Genomic DNA, 19,370 nt, shown 5'->3' on the forward strand with positions numbered 1-19,370 from the left:
TTTGGATTCGGACGCATAACAAGATTCCATTAGCCACGCCCGCTGACACCGGGCCAACGAAGACCTTTGAACCATGGCCACTATCCACGTAGACGGCAAAGCGCTCGAAGTCGACGGGGCAGACAACCTGTTACAGGCATGTCTGTCGCTGGGCCTCGACATTCCATATTTCTGCTGGCATCCCGCGCTTGGTAGCGTCGGGGCCTGCCGCCAGTGCGCGGTCAAGCAGTACACCGACGAGAACGACACCCGTGGTCGCATCGTCATGTCCTGCATGACGCCCGCCACCGACAACACCTGGATCTCCATCGACGATGAAGAATCCAAGGCGTTCCGCGCCAGCGTTGTCGAATGGCTGATGACCAACCACCCGCACGACTGCCCGGTGTGCGAGGAAGGCGGTCACTGCCACCTGCAAGACATGACAGTGATGACCGGCCACAACGAGCGCCGTTATCGCTTCAGCAAACGCACCCACCAGAACCAGCAACTCGGCCCGTTCATTTCCCACGAAATGAACCGCTGCATCGCCTGCTACCGCTGCGTGCGTTTCTACAAGGACTACGCCGGCGGTACCGACCTCGGTGTATTCGGCGCCCACGACAACGTGTACTTCGGTCGCGTTGAAGACGGCACCCTCGAAAGTGAGTTCTCCGGCAACCTCACCGAGGTCTGCCCGACCGGCGTGTTCACCGACAAGACTCACTCCGAGCGCTACAACCGCAAGTGGGACATGCAGTTCGCCCCGAGCATCTGCCATGGCTGCTCGAGCGGTTGCAACATTTCCCCGGGCGAGCGTTACGGTGAACTGCGTCGCATCGAAAACCGTTTCAACGGTTCGGTGAACCAGTATTTCCTCTGCGACCGTGGCCGTTTCGGTTATGGCTACGTGAACCGCACTGACCGTCCACGTCAGCCGCTGCTGGCCGATGGCACCAAGCTCAGCCTAGACGCTGCGCTGGACAAAGCCGCCGACCTGCTGCGCGGACGCAACATCGTCGGCATCGGTTCGCCACGCGCCAGCCTTGAGAGCAACTACGCGTTGCGCGAACTGGTCGGTGCCGAGCACTTCTATTCGGGTATCGAAGCCTCCGAACTGGAGCGCATTCGTCTGGTCCTGCAGGTGCTGAACGACAGCCCGCTGCCAGTGCCGAACATGCGCGACATCGAAGACCACGACGCGATCTTCGTCCTCGGTGAAGACCTGACCCAGACCGCTGCACGTATGGCGCTGGCTCTGCGTCAGTCGGTCAAGGGCAAGGCTGAAGACATGGCTGAAGCCATGCGCGTCCAGCCTTGGCTCGACGCGGCGGTGAAGAACATCGGCCAGCACGCGCTGAACCCGCTGTTCATCGCCAGCCTCGCCGAAACCAAACTCGACGACGTTGCCGAAGAATGCGTACACGCCGCTCCCGACGATCTGGCGCGCATCGGTTTCGCCGTGGCTCACGCGCTGGATGCCAGCGCGCCGGCCGTTGAAGGTCTGGACACCGAAGCCCTGGAACTGGCGCAGCGCATCGCCGATGCCCTGCTCGCCGCCAAGCGCCCGCTGATCATCGCCGGTACTTCGCTGGGCTCCAAAGCCTTGATCGAAGCTGCCGCGAACATCGCCAAAGCCCTGAATCTGCGCGAGAAGAACGGTTCGATCAGCCTGATCGTGCCGGAGGCCAACAGCCTCGGTCTGGCCATGCTCGGTGGCGAGTCGGTCGACGCCGCGCTGCAAGCGGTCATCGATGGCAAGGCCGACGCGATCGTCGTGCTGGAAAACGATCTGTACACCCGCACCGCCAAAGCCAAGGTCGATGCCGCACTGAACGCTGCAAAAGTGGTGATCGTTGCCGACCATCAGAAAACCGCCACCACCGATCGCGCGCACCTGGTTCTGCCAGCGGCGAGCTTCGCCGAGGGCGACGGTACGCTGGTCAGCCAGGAAGGCCGCGCCCAGCGCTTCTTCCAGGTTTTCGATCCGCAATACCTGGACGCGAGCATTCTGGTGCACGAAGGCTGGCGCTGGCTGCACGCCCTGCGCGCGACCCTGCTGAACCAGCCGATCGACTGGACGCAACTCGACCACGTCACCGCTGCCGTTGCCTCGAGCACCGCGCAACTGGCGCGCATCGTTGATGCTGCACCGTCGGCTGCTTTCCGCATCAAGGGTCTGAAACTGGCCCGTGAGCCGCTGCGTTACTCCGGTCGCACCGCAATGCGCGCCGACATCAGCGTTCACGAACCACGCACTCCGCAAGACCAGGACACCGCGTTCGCCTTCTCCATGGAAGGTTACTCGGGCTCTGCCGAACCGCGTCAGCAGGTGCCATTCGCATGGTCGCCGGGCTGGAACTCGCCACAAGCCTGGAACAAGTTCCAGGACGAAGTCGGTGGTCATCTGCGCGCTGGCGATCCGGGCACGCGCCTGATCGAAAGCACTGGCGACTCGCTGAACTGGTTCGCTGCTGCTCCGCGCGCATTCAATCCGGCGCCGGGCACTTGGCAGGCCGTGCCGTTCTACCACCTGTTCGGCAGCGAAGAAAATTCTTCGAAAGCCGCGCCGGTGCAAGAGCGCATTCCGGCTCCGTACGTGGCTCTGGCGAAATCCGAAGCGGATCGCCTCGGCGTCAACGACGGTGCTCTGCTGAGCCTGAACGTTGCCGGCCAGACCCTGCGTCTGCCGCTGCGCATCAATGAAGAACTGGGCGCCGGTCTGGTGGCATTGCCTGCGGGCATCGCCGGCATTCCACCGGCATTCGCCGGCGTATCCGTCGACGGTCTGCAGGAGGCAGCGCAATGACCTGGTTCACCCCTGAAGTGATCGATGTGATCCTGACGGTCATCAAAGCCATCGTGATCCTGCTGGCCGTGGTGGTCGCGGGCGCCTTGCTCAGCTTTGTCGAACGTCGCCTGCTGGGCTGGTGGCAGGACCGTTACGGTCCGAACCGCGTTGGCCCGTTCGGCATGTTCCAGATCGCCGCCGACATGCTGAAGATGTTCTTCAAGGAAGACTGGACCCCGCCGTTTGCCGACAAGGTGATCTTCACTTTGGCGCCGGTGGTGGCCATGTCCGCCCTGCTGATCGCCTTCGCGATCATCCCGATCACCCCGACCTGGGGCGTGGCGGATCTGAACATCGGCCTGCTGTTCTTCTTCGCCATGGCCGGTCTGTCGGTGTACGCGGTGCTGTTCGCCGGCTGGTCGAGCAACAACAAGTTCGCCCTGCTCGGCAGCTTGCGTGCCTCGGCGCAGACCGTGTCCTACGAAGTGTTCATGGGCCTGGCCCTGATGGGCATCGTGGTGCAGGTCGGCTCGTTCAACATGCGCGACATCGTCGAGTACCAGGCGCAGAACCTGTGGTTCATCATTCCGCAGTTCTTCGGCTTCTGTACCTTCTTCATCGCTGGCGTCGCCGTGACTCACCGTCACCCGTTCGACCAGCCGGAAGCGGAACAGGAACTGGCCGACGGTTACCACATTGAATACGCCGGTATGAAATGGGGCATGTTCTTCGTCGGTGAATACATCGGCATCATCCTGATCTCGGCGCTGCTGGTCACCCTGTTCTTCGGTGGCTGGCACGGTCCGTTCGGCATCCTGCCGCAACTGTCCTTCGTCTGGTTCGCACTGAAGACCGCGTTCTTCATCATGCTGTTCATCCTGCTGCGCGCTTCCATCCCGCGTCCGCGTTATGACCAGGTGATGGATTTCAGCTGGAAATTCTGCCTGCCACTGACCCTGATCAATTTGCTGGTGACCGCTGCGGTTGTGTTGATGAACACGCCTGCGGTTGCGGTTCAGTGAGGATTTGACCCATGTTCAAATATATTGGCGACATCGTTAAGGGTACCGGTACCCAGTTGCGCAGCCTGGTCATGGTTTTCGGCCATGGCTTTCGCAAGCGCGACACCCTGCAATACCCCGAGGAGCAGGTCTATCTGCCGCCGCGCTACCGTGGCCGCATCGTCCTGACCCGCGACCCCGATGGCGAAGAACGCTGCGTAGCCTGCAACCTGTGCGCCGTGGCCTGCCCGGTGGGTTGCATCTCGCTGCAGAAAGCTGAAACCGAAGACGGTCGCTGGTACCCGGACTTCTTCCGGATCAACTTCTCGCGCTGCATTTTCTGCGGTCTCTGCGAGGAAGCCTGCCCGACCACCGCAATCCAGCTGACCCCGGATTTCGAGATGGCCGAGTTCAAACGTCAGGACCTGGTGTACGAGAAAGAAGATCTGCTGATCTCCGGCCCCGGCAAAAACCCTGATTACAACTTCTATCGTGTTGCAGGTATGGCAATCGCTGGCAAGCCGAAAGGCGCTGCGCAGAACGAAGCCGAACCGATCAACGTGAAGAGCTTGCTGCCTTAAGGAAGAACGATGGAATTCGCTTTCTATTTCGCATCGGGTATTGCTGTGGTGTCCACGCTGCGTGTGGTCACCAACACCAACCCCGTGCACGCCCTGCTCTACCTGATCATCTCGTTGATCGCCGTGGCCATGACCTTCTTCGCCCTCGGCGCGCCGTTCGCCGGTGTGCTCGAAGTGATCGCCTACGCCGGTGCCATCATGGTGCTGTTCGTGTTCGTGGTGATGATGCTCAACCTCGGTCCCGCCTCGGTGCAGCAGGAACGCACCTGGCTCAAGCCCGGCATCTGGGCAGGACCGGTGATTCTTGCCGCGCTGCTGCTGGCCGAACTGCTGTATGTGCTGTTCGCTCACCAGAGCGGTCAGGCCATCGGCCACACCACCGTAGACGCGAAAGCCGTGGGCATCAGCCTGTTCGGCCCGTACCTGCTGGTGGTCGAACTCGCCTCGATGCTGCTGCTCGCCGCAGCCGTCACGGCGTTCCATTTGGGCCGTAACGAGGCGAAGGAGTAAGACATGCCTGCTATCCCTCTCGAACATGGACTGGCCGTCGCCGGCATCCTGTTCTGCCTTGGTCTGGTCGGCCTGATGGTCCGCCGCAACATTTTGTTCGTGTTGATGAGTCTGGAAGTGATGATGAACGCCTCTGCCCTGGCCTTCATCGTTGCGGGCGCCCGCTGGGCGCAGCCGGATGGACAGATCATGTTCATCCTGGTGATCAGCCTTGCCGCAGCCGAGGCCAGTATTGGCCTGGCGATCCTGCTGCAACTGTATCGCCGCTTCCACACGCTCGATATCGACGCTGCCAGTGAGATGCGCGGATGAACCTACTCTTTCTGACTTTCGTATTCCCTCTGATCGGGTTCCTGTTGCTGTCGTTCTCGCGCGGCCGCTTCTCGGAAAACCTCTCGGCGCTGATCGGTGTCGGTTCGATCGGCCTGTCGGCCATCGTCACCGCTTACGTGATCTGGCAATTCAACGTCGCGCCGCCGGAAGGTGGCGTGTACACCCAGGTGCTGTGGCGCTGGATGTCGGTGGAAGGTTTCCAGCCGAACTTCGCGCTGTACCTGGATGGCCTGTCGGTGACCATGCTCGGCGTGGTCGTCGGCGTCGGCTTCCTGATCCACCTGTTCGCGTCCTGGTACATGCGTGGCGAAGACGGTTACTCGCGCTTCTTCTCGTACACCAACCTGTTCATCGCCAGCATGCTGTTCCTGATCCTCGGCGATAACCTGCTGTTCATCTACTTCGGTTGGGAAGGCGTGGGCCTGTGCTCGTACCTGTTGATCGGTTTCTACTACAGCAACCGCAACAACGGTAACGCGGCACTCAAGGCGTTCATCGTCACCCGCATCGGCGACGTGTTCATGGCCATCGGCCTGTTCATCCTGTTCCAGCAACTGGGCACGCTGAACGTCCAGGAACTGCTGGTACGTGCGCCGGAGCACTTCAAGGTCGGTGACTTCTGGATCGTTCTGGCAACCCTGATGCTGCTCGGTGGTGCTGTCGGTAAATCGGCGCAACTGCCGCTGCAAACCTGGCTCGCGGATGCGATGGCCGGCCCTACCCCGGTTTCGGCACTGATCCACGCCGCAACCATGGTGACCGCCGGTGTCTACCTGATCGCCCGTACCCACGGTCTGTTTGCGCTGGCGCCGGACATCCTGCACCTCGTCGGCATCGTCGGTGGCGTGACCCTGGTACTGGCCGGTTTCGCCGCGCTGGTGCAGACCGACATCAAACGTATCCTCGCCTACTCGACCATGAGCCAGATCGGCTACATGTTCCTGGCGCTGGGCGTTGGTGCCTGGGAAGGCGCTATCTTCCACCTGATGACTCACGCCTTCTTCAAGGCCCTGCTGTTCCTTGCTTCCGGTGCGGTGATCGTTGCCTGCCACCACGAGCAGAACATCTTCAAGATGGGCGGTCTGTGGAAGAAACTGCCACTGGCCTACGCCAGCTTCATCGTCGGTGGTGCCGCGCTGGCCGCTCTGCCACTGGTTACCGCAGGCTTCTACTCCAAGGACGAAATCCTCTGGGAAGCGTTCGCCAGCGGTAACCAGGGTCTGCTTTACGCAGGTCTGGTCGGTGCGTTCATGACGTCGCTGTATACCTTCCGCCTGATCTTCATCGCGTTCCACGGTGAAGCCAAGACCGAAGCCCACGCCGGCCACGGCATTGCCCACTGGCTGCCATTGTCGGTGCTGATCGTGCTGTCGACTTTCGTCGGCGCGATGATCGTGCCACCGCTGCACGGCGTACTGCCGCAAAGCGTCGGGCATGCCGGTGGCGAAGCCAAGCACAGTCTGGAAATCGCCTCGGGCGCCATCGCCCTGGCCGGTATCCTGCTGGCAGCGCTGCTGTTCCTCGGCAAGCGTCGCTTCGTCACGGCAATTGCCAACAGCGGCATCGGCCGTTTCCTTTCGGCCTGGTGGTTCGCTGCCTGGGGCTTCGACTGGATCTACGACAAACTGTTCGTCAAGCCGTACCTTGCGATCAGCCATGTACTGCGCAAAGACCCGCTCGACCAGACCATCGGTCTGATCCCGCGTATGGCCAAGGGTGGTCACACTGCCCTGAGCCGCACCGAGACCGGTCAACTGCGTTGGTACGCCGCCTCGATGGCTGCTGGTGCCGTGCTGGTGATCGGCGCCATCGTGCTGGTAGCGGTCTGATATGAACCTTGCGAATTTGCGAAAGGAAACGAGCCCGTCATGATTCTGCCTTGGCTAATCCTGATCCCCTTCATCGGCGGCCTGCTGTGCTGGATGGGTGAGCGCTTCGGCGCTACCCTCCCGCGCTGGATTGCGCTGTTGACCATGACCCTGGAACTCGCGCTCGGCCTCTGGCTGTGGGCCCACGGTGACTATTCATTCGCACCGGCGCCGGGCGCCGATCCGACCTGGGCGCTTGAGTTCAAGCATGTCTGGATCCAGCGTTTCGGCATCAACGTGCACCTGGCCCTCGACGGCCTGTCGCTGTTGATGATCCTGCTGACCGGTCTGCTGGGTATCCTCTCGGTACTCTGCTCGTGGAAAGAGATTCAACGTCACGTTGGCTTCTTCCACCTGAACCTGATGTGGATCCTGGGCGGCGTCGTCGGCGTGTTCCTCGCCCTCGACCTGTTCATGTTCTTCTTCTTCTGGGAAATGATGCTGGTGCCGATGTACTTCCTCATCGCGCTCTGGGGTCACAGTTCTTCGGACGGCAAGAAAACCCGGATCTACGCAGCGACCAAGTTCTTCATCTTCACTCAGGCGTCCGGCCTGATCATGCTGGTGGCGATCCTCGGTCTGGTGCTGGTCAACTTCAACAACACCGGCGTGATCACCTTCAACTACGCCGACCTGTTGAAAACCAAGATGTCGATGACCACCGAGTACATTCTGATGCTCGGCTTCTTCATCGCCTTCGCGGTCAAGCTGCCCGTCGTACCGTTCCACTCCTGGCTGCCTGATGCTCACGCCCAGGCACCGACAGCCGGTTCCGTCGACCTCGCCGGTATCCTGCTGAAAACTGCGGCCTACGGTCTGCTGCGTTTCGCCCTGCCGCTGTTCCCGAACGCTTCGGCGGAGTTCGCGCCGATCGCCATGACCCTCGGTCTGATCGGGATCTTCTACGGCGCGTTCCTCGCGTTCGCACAAACCGACATCAAGCGTCTGATTGCCTTCTCTTCCGTTTCCCACATGGGCTTCGTGTTGATCGGTATCTACTCCGGCAGCCAACTGGCGCTGCAAGGCGCAGTGATCCAGATGCTGGCGCACGGTCTGTCGGCAGCTGCGCTGTTTATCCTCAGCGGTCAGTTGTACGAGCGTCTGCATACGCGTGACATGCGTGAGATGGGCGGTCTGTGGTCGCGTATCGCTTACCTGCCGGCGATCAGCCTGTTCTTCGCGGCGGCGTCGCTGGGCTTGCCGGGCACCGGTAACTTTGTCGGCGAGTTCCTGATCCTGATCGGTTCCTTCGCCAGCGCTCCATGGGTCACGGCGATTGCCACTTCCGGTCTGGTGTTCGGTTCGGTCTACTCGCTGATCATGATTCACCGTGCCTACTTCGGCCCGTCGAAATCCGACGCGGTGCTGCACGGCATGGACGCGCGCGAACTGATCATGGTGCTCGGTCTGGCGGTGTTGCTGATTTACCTCGGCGTCTACCCGCAACCGTTCCTCGACACCTCTGCCGCCACCATGCATGGCGTGCAGCAGTGGCTCGGCACCGCCTTCTCTCAACTCGCTTCGGCCCGGTAAGAGCGCTATGGAATTCACGATTCAACACTTTATTGCGCTTGCGCCACTGTTGATCACCAGCCTCACCATTATCGTGGTGATGCTGGCAATCGCCTGGCGCCGCAACCACTCGCAGACCTTCCTGATTTCGGTGGCGGGTCTGAACCTGGCCCTGCTGTCGATCCTGCCTGCGTTGAAAGTCGCGCCTCTGGCCGTCACCCCGTTGCTGCAGATCGACGCGTTTGCCTGCCTGTACATGGCGATGATCCTGGTCGCCACCCTCGCCTGCGTCACCCTCGCCCACGCCTATCTGGGTGATGGCGGTTCGGGTTACCCGGGCAATCGCGAAGAACTGTACCTGCTGATCCTGATGGCCGCCGCCGGTGGTCTGGTGTTGGTCAGCGCGCAGCACCTGGCCGGGTTGTTCATCGGTCTGGAGCTGCTCTCGGTACCGGTCTACGGTCTGGTCGCTTACGCCTTTTTCAACAAGCGTTCGCTGGAAGCCGGCATCAAGTACATGGTGCTGTCGGCCGCCGGTTCCGCGTTCCTGCTGTTCGGTATGGCGCTGCTCTACGCCGACGCCGGTTCGCTGAGCTTCGTCGGCATCGGTCAGGCCCTGGCCGCGACCGGCCTGCCAAGCCCGCTGGCGCAACTGGGCCTGGGCATGATGCTGATCGGTCTGGCGTTCAAGCTGTCGCTGGTACCGTTCCACCTGTGGACGCCGGACGTCTACGAAGGTGCTCCGGCACCGGTGGCGGCGTTCCTCGCCACCGCTTCGAAGGTGGCGGTGTTTGCGGTGATGGTGCGTCTGTTCCAGCTCTCCCCTGCTGCCAGCAGTGGTGTGCTGAGCGATGTGCTCAGCGTTATCGCGGTCGCCTCGATCCTGTTCGGTAACCTGCTGGCCCTGACCCAGAGCAACCTCAAGCGTCTGCTCGGTTACTCGTCGATTGCGCACTTCGGCTATCTGCTGATCGCGCTGGTGGCGAGCAAGGGTCTGGCGGTGGAAGCCATCGGCGTCTATCTGGTGACTTATGTCATCACCAGCCTCGGCGCGTTCGGCGTGATCACCCTGATGTCCTCGCCGTACAACGGCCGCGACGCCGACGCCCTGTACGAGTACCGCGGCCTGTTCTGGCGCCGTCCGTACCTGACCGCCGTGCTCACCGTGATGATGCTGTCCCTGGCCGGCATTCCGCTGACCGCTGGCTTCATCGGCAAGTTCTACATCATCGCCAGCGGCGTCGAAACGCGTCAGTGGTGGCTGGTCGGCGCACTGGTACTGGGCAGCGCCATCGGGGTGTTCTACTACCTGCGCGTGATGGTCACCCTGTACCTGATCGAGCCAAACCTGCGTCGCCACGACGCCCAATTGCACTGGGAACAGAAGGCAGGCGGCGTAATGCTGCTGGCCATCGCCCTGGTCGCTTTCTTCCTGGGCGTGTACCCGCAGCCATTGCTGGTGCTGGTACAGCAGGCGGGTCTGGCGGGCTGATTGCTCGGCTGATCTGGCTACACATGAAAACGGCACCTTCGCAGGTGCCGTTTTTTTTGTCCGGGATTTGTTGCACAGCAAACTACCCTCGACGATTACCGCGCCTCACTCCCCTTGTCGACGCTTGCTCAGCCACTACTTTCCATAGCGGTTACGAATGGTCAGGCTTGCAGACTCTCCGTCGTAGTAGCTGATAAATATCCAGCCATCGCGAGCAGTAACATTTTCCATGGTTGGCTTGCCAGTCACCGCGACGGTCACCGGCACTCCCCCCGCCGGCAGCCCCGTGAAAGTGGAAACCGCGCGAATGCCATATCTCCAGAACGAGGCCGAACCTCCCATTTGCTGAGGGCCGAATCTTTCAGATACCTCAGCACTGTTATGCGCCAGCGACATGGGCAACTCCAGCGAACTGAATTCCAGCGCCGGCACCTTCAACCAGACTGCGAAATCGCCGGCACTGGTACTGTCGACGCAGTTCAGCAACCAGCTCAACCCGTCCTCGCCGAGCGTTTGCGGGATGCTCGGACTCAAGGTCACGCCTAGATCGGCCGCTTGCGCACTCAACTCCAGAACCACGTCCTGGCCGAGCAAAAAACTGCTGTCCTGGGGTCGCAAAGTCAATGTATGCGTGGCCCCAAGGCAGGGGTACGCCGGGGCACCACCGAACACCTGGGGGAACCCATCCAGATCAAACCTCACGGCGTCAGCCAAATCCCCCGCTTCCACTCGCCCGGGCAGCTCCCAGTCGGGCAGTATCGAACTGGCCAGACTCAAACCATAAAAACCACTGTTCGCCTCTTCGGTAGAAATATACCAATGGATTGACGATCCTTTGTTTATTGTCAGCGGCGTGCCCAGATCAGGGTTGAAAGTCAGGCCTCGTTCCTTCGCGCCCCAGAAGTTCTGCAAAGTGACGGTAGAGCCAATCAAAACACTGTCGTCGGCAATCTTCAGCTCCAGCTTATAGGGCAGGTTTTTTCTCAACAGCACGAGTTCGCTTGCAGCGTCGACGCGCTCACCGTCCAGATAAAGCTCTGCTGCCTGCGCCCAGACATCGTCCAGTACGGCATTCACTTCATAGAGTTCGGTCAAAATCACACCGGCGTTATCCTGAGTGACGTCCGCCAGAATGTCATGCTTGCCGACTGTCTCAGGTGTATAGCGATAACTGGTCCAGCCGTTGACATCGGTCTGCGTTGTCGCCAGCAATTCCTCCTCGCCATTGACGCGCCACTTCACCTCCACGCCAGCCGCTACCTCCCCGCTGACACCGGAGATGACCTGGATTCGCAACAGCACGCTCTGCTCGGTGCCCACCACCGGTGTACCGATGGCGGGTGTAGCGTCGCCAATGGCATACCGCGATTCGCTGACCTTGAAGGAGCGAGCCTCAGTCCAGTCGGACCAGTCGCCGTCGAATGTCTGCCGGGCCTGCACGGCGTAGTCTCCGAGGGGCCACGCTTTTTCTGCGGTCCAATTCCACCGGGTTGAACCGTCGACGATGGCAAACTCTTCCTTGGGATCAAGCGCATGACGCAGGACAATCTCACCTCCCGTTGCTCCTGTGCCTCGAATCCTCGGATAGCGGGATGTTTCGGAGTTCGCCCGTGGCGCTTCGATCGATGGAGTTGACGGGGCAGCCTTGACCGTAAACCGATGCGGCGCGCTCCAATCCGAATCAGTCCCACCGCTGGCCTGTTTAGCCTCAAGGACAATGGTGCCTGGATCCAACGGTTCCACCACTGTGAATGTCAGGATCCCGTCTGCACCCGCTGTCTCTTCGTGCAACGTCGCACCGTTCTCAAAACGAACGGTTTGCAGCGCGCCTGGCAGGCCGGCGATCTTGAGGGAGGGATACCGTGAGGTTAAGCCCCCCGCCTGCGGTTGCTGGAATTGAGGGGCGTCGGGCCGGTCCTCCACCTCCACGGTGAAAGTGCACAAGTCACTGGGGTCAGAGTCCACGCCGTCTACTGTTTGCATGACGTAGACGGTGTTTTCGCCGGGCGACCAGTCCTCCACCGGAGTGAAGAGGCGGTTGGCTCCGCTGGCAGTGAATTTGCCAGCCAACGGTCTGTTGGCCTCAGTGAGCATTTGCAAGCTGACGGCGCCTGACGCTACACCGGTGATTTTCAGAGATTGCTTCAGCGCGACCGGGTGGCTTGGCGGCTCGATAGCAGGCGTCGCCGGCTTGATGGAGAACTCAAGAATCTCGGTAGCTTCAGACGTTTCCCCACCAATGCTCTGCTGTGCTTTGATCTGTTGCGGACCGGCCAGCCAGGCATACTCGAAATACCATGTCGTGCCACTGTAGGTCAGGTTGCCTTGCAGAAAGTTGCCAGCGGCATCTTGCACGGCGATCGTCGCTCCAGCCACGCAGGTTCCTTGCACCCTGAGATCGGCATGATGACTGGTGTGGGGTAAAGGCTGAGTGATTACGGGTGTGGGAAGCTTCCCTATTACCGAAACAGTGACCGGATCGCTTGGATGGGAAAGTACATCATCTACGATCTGTACCACATTGACTTTGGTGGTTCCTGTCCAGTCAATGGCCGGCGTGAAGGTGCGGAATTCGCCATCGCCGTTGAAATAACCCGGCACCGTTTCGCCGTCCTCGTAGAACATGTGCAGGGTCACGTCACCGGCATACACGCTGGAAATACTCAGTTGGTGCTTCGAAGTGACAGGGTTGTATGGTGGTTGGATGAAGGGCTTTCGGGGAAGGATCTCTAATAAAACAGGATCGCTAAACTCGGAACCCACGCCGTTTATGTCCTGTTTTGTCATGACCTCGGTCCTCCCCGGTGGCCACCCGTTTCTTGGCGTGAAGGTGGCGGGAGTACTGTACGCGCTGAATTCGCCATCCAGCCTGATGCCCGCTGCCGTGTACATTCGCAGGATGACGGGACCGTATGAACGTCCCCTGTTGATGTTCAGCACATGACTAAATGTTGCCGGGATGGGTGGTTGTTCTATTTCCGGCTTCGGCGGGGGCGCATACACAGTAACAACATTACTAGGCTGCGACGCGCCACCGTCGACAGTCTGCACGACCACGATTTTGCGCGTGCCTGCCCAGTCCTCAGCGGGTGTGAAGATACGAGACGTGTCGACTCCCGTGAAATCACCTTCAATCGCCGCCCCGTCCTCGGTAAGCATCTGCAAGGTAACGGCGCCGGGGTCGACCCCGATAATGTTCAGTCGCTGTCTCGGCAAGGCAGGTTTTGGTGGCGGCTCGATTTCCGGCTTGGCGGGTATGACCAAAAACCTGACAACGTTGCTTGGTGCGGATGGCACTCCGTCGACGAACTGCACGGCCATGACCGCATTGTAGCCCGCTGGCCACCGCGGCGAGGGTTTGAACTTGCGTGGGGTTCCAGTGGTGAATTCGCCCGTCACCGGTGCGCCTGCTTCGGTAAGCATCTGCAACACACTGCCCGAGGAAGATGGAGGGGCCGACAAAAGCGTCAGTTGTAGGTCCGAGCTCACGGAGCCTGGCGGATTGGCAAGCGACAGTTCAGAGGGTTGTACCGCAAGGGTAACCAGATTGCTCCAATTGACGACGCCACCCACGACCTGGTGAACGCTGACCGTGGTTTTTCCCTGCTTCCACTCCTCCTTCGGGGTGAAGTACCGGACGGAGCCGCTTTCCAGGAAGGTGCCTTCAACCAATCCGCCGCCCTGTATGTACATTCGCAAGTCGTCATCGCTGGCCAGGAAAAAACTGATGGCCAGCTTTTCTTTCGCGGCTGCCGGATCAGATGGCGGAGCAATGAAGAGTTTCACCACTATAGGCACCAGCGCGCTTGGATTGGAGCGGACACCGCCTACGGTCTGTACGATTTTGACCTGGCTGGATACAGACCAGTCCTGCGCCGGGGTGAAGGTACGGGACGTACCACTTCCGGTAAATTCACCCGACACGCTTTCGCCAACTTCGTTGAACATTTCCAGCAAGGTAGCATCGGGTGAAACGAATTTGATACTCAGCGTCTGCCGGGCTGCAATCGGGACGGCGGGAGGCTCGATGACCGGTCTCGAGGGTCGAATCTTGACGGATACCGCACTGCTCGGGTCGGATGTCGCTCCGTCCACTGTCTGCACCGCCCTGAGGCTTGTGGTGCCTACCGCCCACTGTCCCGACGGTGTAAAAGTGCATGTGAAGCGATCGAAAGTGCCAACGACAATTTCGTCTTTGTCAGTGAATATTTGCACGGATGCCCTTTCGGGCCAGACATTCATAATCTTCAGCGCCTGTTTTACCGAGCTGGATGCGGGTGGAACTTCAATCCGTGGAGTTGGCGGTTTTACGTTGACGACGTAGGTATCTGACCAGTCAGAGCTCTGTCCGCTGACCGATGCCACCTGTTTTGCAGTGAGCAGATGCTTGCCAGGAAGCCACGCTTCAACACTGAGCGCCAACCAGGTGCCGTCCTGCCAGACAGTCGTGGCTAACTGAATTCCCTTGCTCTTGTCTTCAAGCCAGAGCTCAAGTTTCGCGCCCGCCAAGCCACCGCCGCCGTGGACGCTGAGTTTACGTTCCGGAGTAACAGTTGTGCCAAGAATGTGGGGCGCAAAAAGAACCGCAAAAGAGGAATGGACTGCCCAGCGAGAGGGTACATTCTCATAGAGCTGCAAGGCTGTTATCGAAAAGCTCTCGGTCATGGACAAAGGCTTTGTCAGGGGAGTCGTCCATCTGCCATGGTTGTCTACAATTGCAGCTCCGATCACCAACTCAAGTTGATCAACCTCATACAGTTTAACCAAGGCGCCTGGATAGCCTGTTCCACTTATTTGCGGCAGCGGCGAATGTACAACATGAGGATGCACGAAAATGGGAGGACGAAAGTCAACTTCAAAACTCATGGTTACCGAGGTATCTTTCGACTTGTCAGCACTAAGCTCATGATCAAACACAAACTTGAAATTGATCTCGGCCGAATGTTTGTTACCTGTTACGGAACCTCCACCACTGATAGCATGCCATCGACCATCCTGAATCGCATCATCGTTCGTCAGTTCCGTCTCAGGCCACCTCCCTGACGAGCTGAAACTCAAGTAGACATTGCCCTTTCGCCTGCCATTATTGGTGGCCGCGTACTGCTTCGCGTGACAAGTAAACAAAGTACCTGAAGGATTCCAAAAACATTCAACTGTAAGAAATGCCTCCCACGGAAGGAATAAATCCGGATATTTCACATGCATTGTAATTGTTGAAATAAGCCTGACATATCTTCCTTCGGCAGCCTCTCTCTGAGTAATTGAACTGCCTTCTTTCTTAGTGACGTCATTTTCCATTATGGCTTCTCGGATGAATAGGTTCATATCAGACAAACGCACAACGCCAGACAACAATCAAAACAGAGCGAAGCGTGCCTTTATATGGAAAGGAAACTTCAGTTCACAGTAATTCACTACAGAGCTCATTCACACTGTCATTCCTGACAGGCTTTTATAATAAATAGCGATTACCAGAACAAAACAAAATGACTTCTCATTATAAAAACAGAGATATCAAAGACAAAACGGACGAAACCGAAAACCAAGACAACCGAAGCCGCCAGCACATAAAGCCCTTAAATTATTCCGTCTTATTCGAATTAGTTCTAATCAATGCGGCAATACCTGTCAGGTCTGACAGGTTACGTCCCTGTTGTTTACCGTTAGTTTGCTCTAACCGCGCATTGCCTCAATGCCACTCTTGAAAGTAGGAGAATCACAGTCATGGCTGACAACAACTCGTTGCTGCAGAGACTGGTAAAGCCACACGTTTCGGTACAGAAAGACCGCAGCGACTTCCCCACCGCCATGCAGCAAATGGGCTTCACGTCAGTTTTCGACATCGTCCGTTTATCCAAAGCAGCGTTCGCTCGCCAGCTCGCCCTTCACAGCGACGCCAACGCCGATGTGGCTTATGACAATGCGATGAAATATGCGGCGCTCATTTCGCGCCTGTATCGGGAATACCAGACCTCTTCCGGCACGTTGCAGCAACTGGCTCAACGCAGTGGTGTGAGCTCGCTGGTTTCGCTGGGCGCTACCTATCAACGCATGTTCAATGAAAACTGGGACGAGTTCACCAAGGTCGGAGCCATTGCCGCCAACGATAGTCCGGTGGCCTACCTGACTGAACTGCGGAGATTCTCCCTTCAACTGGAAGCCACCAGTGAGGATCCCAAGCGGCTGTTGATGGATCAACGCCGTCCTGACCTCAAGGACCTGTTGATCAGCCAGGAGAGCACCTTCACACCGAGGCCAATGCTGGAAATTGTCACGCAGGTATTGGAAAGTCATCTGCGCACCTATCTGGATGGCAATCTTCCCGACAAAAGCAAATCCACCTATCAGGTACTGGCCGAACGGAGCTACCCCTTCGAACTGCCCTACAACTTCTATCATCACCAATGCCAACTTGGGCTCGCTGATAATAAGCCGCGTCTGGGCGAGTTGAATTACCGGGCCAGTCTGTTGCTACCGATCAAACAGGTGGCAATCAATGACTATGGGCAATTGCAGCAACCGGCGCTACAGGCACAACGGTTGCTGTGCGGGTTGAGCCCGCAACAACAGCAATTGCTGCTCGCCCCCCCGGTGTTCAGCCATTTTTATCTGACCCGCAGCAATCTCATCAACGGCTGGCAAAACCCTCTCACTGCCTACCTGCGGCCACATACCACACCAAGCAGATGTTACTTGCTCCTGTCCGGGCAGCCCGACGACGTGGTCGCGACTCCGTTGGCGGACGCACCAACGAATCAAGGCGGCTCCAAAACCGTTGTCTCACTGACCTTTCGTAAAGACGACAAGACCGTGCCTGCCAGTATCGATCTGAGCTCTAACGTGCCGGACCTCACAGGGACTGGCTGGCTGATAAATCGTCTGCACGCTGCGATAGATAAACCCATCGTTGTGCATTTCCAGGCTGCCACCCTTCCCACGCCGACCGAGCAGGAATACACAGCCAGATTCGATCTGATCACCGCCACCGGGACGGTGGAGCAACCGGTCCGTCTGGCCAGACAGCGCTTCGCCTTTACGCTGGATGAGCAGTACCGCCTGACGACGACAGAAAAGAACTTTTTCAAAGGCGCCTACGGTGTCGAAGTCACCAGCGATGCGCCTGTGCAGCAATTGACCCTGTTGACCGACTTCATGCAGCACACTGGCCTCACCGCTGAACAGGTCGAGCAACTTGTGGCCCGCCGCAGCTTTGCAGTGCGATTGTCGCCCAATTGTCCATACCTGCAGCCGACCCCGAACAGGATTGACCTGCTGACCGGGTCTTTTCCAAATCACTACGGTGCCTGCTACGTCAATGGCATCGGTCCCGGTGCTGAACTGTCCGACAACGCGCCGGAACCGGCCCCGGAAACAGACCTGAGCGATGAGTCAGACCACGCCATAGGACTGGAGCGGATAGCGTCGGGTGACAACACACAATGGCGTCTGACCAAAACCTCACTTGATCGTCTCGATCGTCTTCAGCGGATGATCCGCCTGCAACGCTGGAGCGGCATTCCTTTCGCCAGGCTCGACACGTTGATCTGCAGTGCCATCCGCGCCGAGGGCGAATCAAACCTGGGCATGGAACTCAACGCAAACACCCTGCGTGCGCTGGGCGTCTATCGCTACCTGAACCAGCGCTACAGCATCGAACCTGAAGAGTTCGCGGCGCTGCTGCACGACCTCAGCCCCTATGCCAGCGGCAAGGACGCGGTGCCGTTGTTCGATCAAGTGTTCAACCATGTGCAACTGTTCGACACACCGCTGATTCTCGATCAAACACCCATCGATTTGACCACCCTCGATGCCGCGACGCAGAAAACCCTGCTGCAACTCTGTGCCGGGCTCGGTGTGCAACCCACCGAAGACTCTTTGCTGTTGATTGCCCGTCAGACCGAAAAGCACGTGGGCGCGCTCAAGCGTGACTTGCCTACCGTTTCCTCGTTGTACCGCCAGGCGCGGATAGCCCGGTTGTTCGGTCACTCGGTCGAAGAACTGCTGGCGTTGGCGGGACTTCTCGGAGGCTCGTCTTACAAAACCGCACTGGCCAGCGGCCGCTTGAGTGCAACGACTGCGGAGGCGAATCCGGACATCCTCGATGTGCTGATGCAACTGGATTGGGCCTTCGCCTGGCTCAAAGACAGTCAGCAGACCGTGACGCAGGTATTGCAACGCCTGGGCATCGATGCCCCGCCAAATCCCGAAGAGCAGGAAAATGATCAGCAGATCAGATTGGCCGAGCAAGCTCCCCTGCCCGATGAGTTGCGGGCGCGTCTGACCACGCTGCAGAGCGATACGCGCCGCAGCCTGGCGACCGAGGCGCAAGTCAATGCGCTGGGTCTGCCACTGCAAGAGGATGGCAAACGCAAGCGAGGAGAAATCAACTGGTTTCAGTTGCTGATCGAACACCATCTGATCACTGCTGACGGCCTGCTGTCTGGCCTTGATCGCACACTGACCCTGACAGATGAACCCGTTGCCTGGTTACAGGCCGATGTCGCGCAAGCGCTCAAAGGTCTAGGGCTGGCCCAACCTGTCAAAGATGCTTGCGCAGACAGACTCGTCAAGTTCCTGCTCGATGTGCATGACCGTCAGGCCCAGTTGCTCGAAGGGCTTTTCCAGGAAACCGCGAAACTCGCGCCGGATTGCTGCCGGGCGGTCATTCACTGGGCGTGGGCCACGCCCTATAGCATTTTGCAGCAAGCACTCAAGACCCCGCTGCCCCAAGCGTTGATCGAGGATTATCAACGGGTGGCTCGCCACGCCGAGATCGCCAGAGAGCTGCGTTTGAGCAATAGCGCTCTGCGCCTGTTTGCAATCAATCCGATGTGGCTGGGTGGCGCGGCATACGAGGAAGGCAGTAACAGCATGCCTTCGCTTTCCGATCTCTATCTGCTTGAACGCTTCAGTCATTGGTTCCACAGCCAGAGCCAGTCCGAAGACCATGTCCTGAGTTATTTCAGCTGCGCCAATCCAGCCAAGGCCCAATTGAAAAACAAGGCCCTGCGCCAGCTCGCCAGCGAAACGGCCGATGCTGCCCTTGCTCGTTTGCTGAACTGGCCGCAGGCGCAAGTTGCCGAGCTGACCAGCTCGCTCCCCGATAAACGCGCCACCTCGATGGCTCAAGTCGACTGGGTCCGTCGTTGCCAGGCCGCTTGTCAGGCCAGCGGCTTGGCCGCCAGAACCCTATTGCAAGCCACCGCGCTGGGCGAACAAAGCGATCTGCTGGCCTGGAAAGCCGTCGGTGAGGGAGTCATGGCCGCCCACTCTAACGCCGCCCCATCACGTGACAATGGTTGA

At 59.1% G+C, this 19,370-nt stretch carries 10 protein-coding genes; 9 read left to right on the forward strand and 1 reads right to left on the reverse strand.

Annotated elements, in window-relative coordinates; all coding sequences use genetic code 11:
- Window positions 1–73 precede the first annotated feature (73 nt).
- From nuoG to nuoN, 8 genes are read left to right on the forward strand one after another with little or no spacing between them, the layout of a single operon-like run.
- The gene (nuoG, locus tag ACZ9BE_RS14315; RefSeq protein WP_476249597.1) at window positions 74–2,788 is read left to right on the forward strand and encodes an NADH-quinone oxidoreductase subunit NuoG; all 2,715 of its coding nucleotides are present in this window, start codon (window positions 74–76) and stop codon (window positions 2,786–2,788) included.
- Entirely contained in the window at window positions 2,785–3,792 is a 1,008-nt protein-coding gene (nuoH, locus tag ACZ9BE_RS14320; RefSeq protein WP_016775282.1) for an NADH-quinone oxidoreductase subunit NuoH, read from the forward strand. The genes nuoG and nuoH overlap by 4 nt, the downstream gene beginning before the upstream one ends.
- Window positions 3,793–3,803: 11 nt before the next feature.
- Window positions 3,804–4,352, forward strand: coding sequence for an NADH-quinone oxidoreductase subunit NuoI (nuoI, locus tag ACZ9BE_RS14325; RefSeq protein WP_016775283.1), 549 nt, complete (start codon window positions 3,804–3,806; stop codon window positions 4,350–4,352).
- A gap of 9 nt (window positions 4,353–4,361) precedes the next feature.
- The gene (nuoJ, locus tag ACZ9BE_RS14330) at window positions 4,362–4,862 is read left to right on the forward strand and encodes an NADH-quinone oxidoreductase subunit J (protein WP_007951462.1); all 501 of its coding nucleotides are present in this window, start codon (window positions 4,362–4,364) and stop codon (window positions 4,860–4,862) included.
- Window positions 4,863–4,865: 3 nt separating this feature from the next.
- Window positions 4,866–5,174: an NADH-quinone oxidoreductase subunit NuoK gene (gene nuoK / locus ACZ9BE_RS14335; RefSeq protein ID WP_003180046.1), complete on the forward strand. Its 309-nt coding sequence runs from the start codon at window positions 4,866–4,868 to the stop codon at window positions 5,172–5,174.
- A complete protein-coding gene (gene nuoL, locus ACZ9BE_RS14340; protein WP_024013419.1) occupies window positions 5,171–7,024 on the forward strand; it encodes an NADH-quinone oxidoreductase subunit L in 1,854 nt (617 codons plus the stop codon). Before nuoK ends, nuoL begins: the two co-directional genes overlap by 4 nt.
- Before the next feature lie 39 nt (window positions 7,025–7,063).
- Entirely contained in the window at window positions 7,064–8,596 is a 1,533-nt protein-coding gene (gene nuoM, locus ACZ9BE_RS14345; RefSeq protein ID WP_016775285.1) for an NADH-quinone oxidoreductase subunit M, read from the forward strand.
- A 7-nt stretch (window positions 8,597–8,603) separates the two neighbouring features.
- Complete coding sequence (nuoN, locus tag ACZ9BE_RS14350) at window positions 8,604–10,067, forward strand: NADH-quinone oxidoreductase subunit NuoN (protein WP_024013420.1); 1,464 nt, start codon at window positions 8,604–8,606, stop codon at window positions 10,065–10,067.
- Window positions 10,068–10,202: 135 nt separating this feature from the next.
- Here the strand turns inward: nuoN and ACZ9BE_RS14355 are convergent, their stop codons facing one another.
- Window positions 10,203–15,365: a hypothetical protein gene (locus ACZ9BE_RS14355; protein WP_476249598.1), complete on the reverse strand. Its 5,163-nt coding sequence runs from the start codon at window positions 15,363–15,365 to the stop codon at window positions 10,203–10,205.
- A gap of 426 nt (window positions 15,366–15,791) precedes the next feature.
- Between ACZ9BE_RS14355 and ACZ9BE_RS14360 the strand changes: the two genes are divergently transcribed.
- Window positions 15,792–19,370 carry a Tc toxin subunit A gene (locus tag ACZ9BE_RS14360; RefSeq protein WP_476249599.1) on the forward strand — a complete coding sequence of 1,193 codons (3,579 nt, stop codon included), beginning with the start codon at window positions 15,792–15,794 and terminating at the stop codon, window positions 19,368–19,370.

It is taken from the genome of Pseudomonas sp. TE9122 (assembly GCF_056278925.1).

Coding starts and splice junctions, on each gene's coding strand:
- nuoK (WP_003180046.1), top strand. CDS start 4,866: ATGCCTGCTATCCCTCTCGAACATGGACTGGCCGTCGCCGGCATCCTG.
- nuoM (WP_016775285.1), top strand. CDS start 7,064: ATGATTCTGCCTTGGCTAATCCTGATCCCCTTCATCGGCGGCCTGCTG.
- nuoJ (WP_007951462.1), top strand. CDS start 4,362: ATGGAATTCGCTTTCTATTTCGCATCGGGTATTGCTGTGGTGTCCACG.
- nuoN (WP_024013420.1), top strand. CDS start 8,604: ATGGAATTCACGATTCAACACTTTATTGCGCTTGCGCCACTGTTGATC.
- nuoL (WP_024013419.1), top strand. CDS start 5,171: ATGAACCTACTCTTTCTGACTTTCGTATTCCCTCTGATCGGGTTCCTG.
- nuoH (WP_016775282.1), top strand. CDS start 2,785: ATGACCTGGTTCACCCCTGAAGTGATCGATGTGATCCTGACGGTCATC.
- ACZ9BE_RS14355 (WP_476249598.1), bottom strand. CDS start 15,365: ATGGAAAATGACGTCACTAAGAAAGAAGGCAGTTCAATTACTCAGAGA.
- nuoG (WP_476249597.1), top strand. CDS start 74: ATGGCCACTATCCACGTAGACGGCAAAGCGCTCGAAGTCGACGGGGCA.
- nuoI (WP_016775283.1), top strand. CDS start 3,804: ATGTTCAAATATATTGGCGACATCGTTAAGGGTACCGGTACCCAGTTG.
- ACZ9BE_RS14360 (WP_476249599.1), top strand. CDS start 15,792: ATGGCTGACAACAACTCGTTGCTGCAGAGACTGGTAAAGCCACACGTT.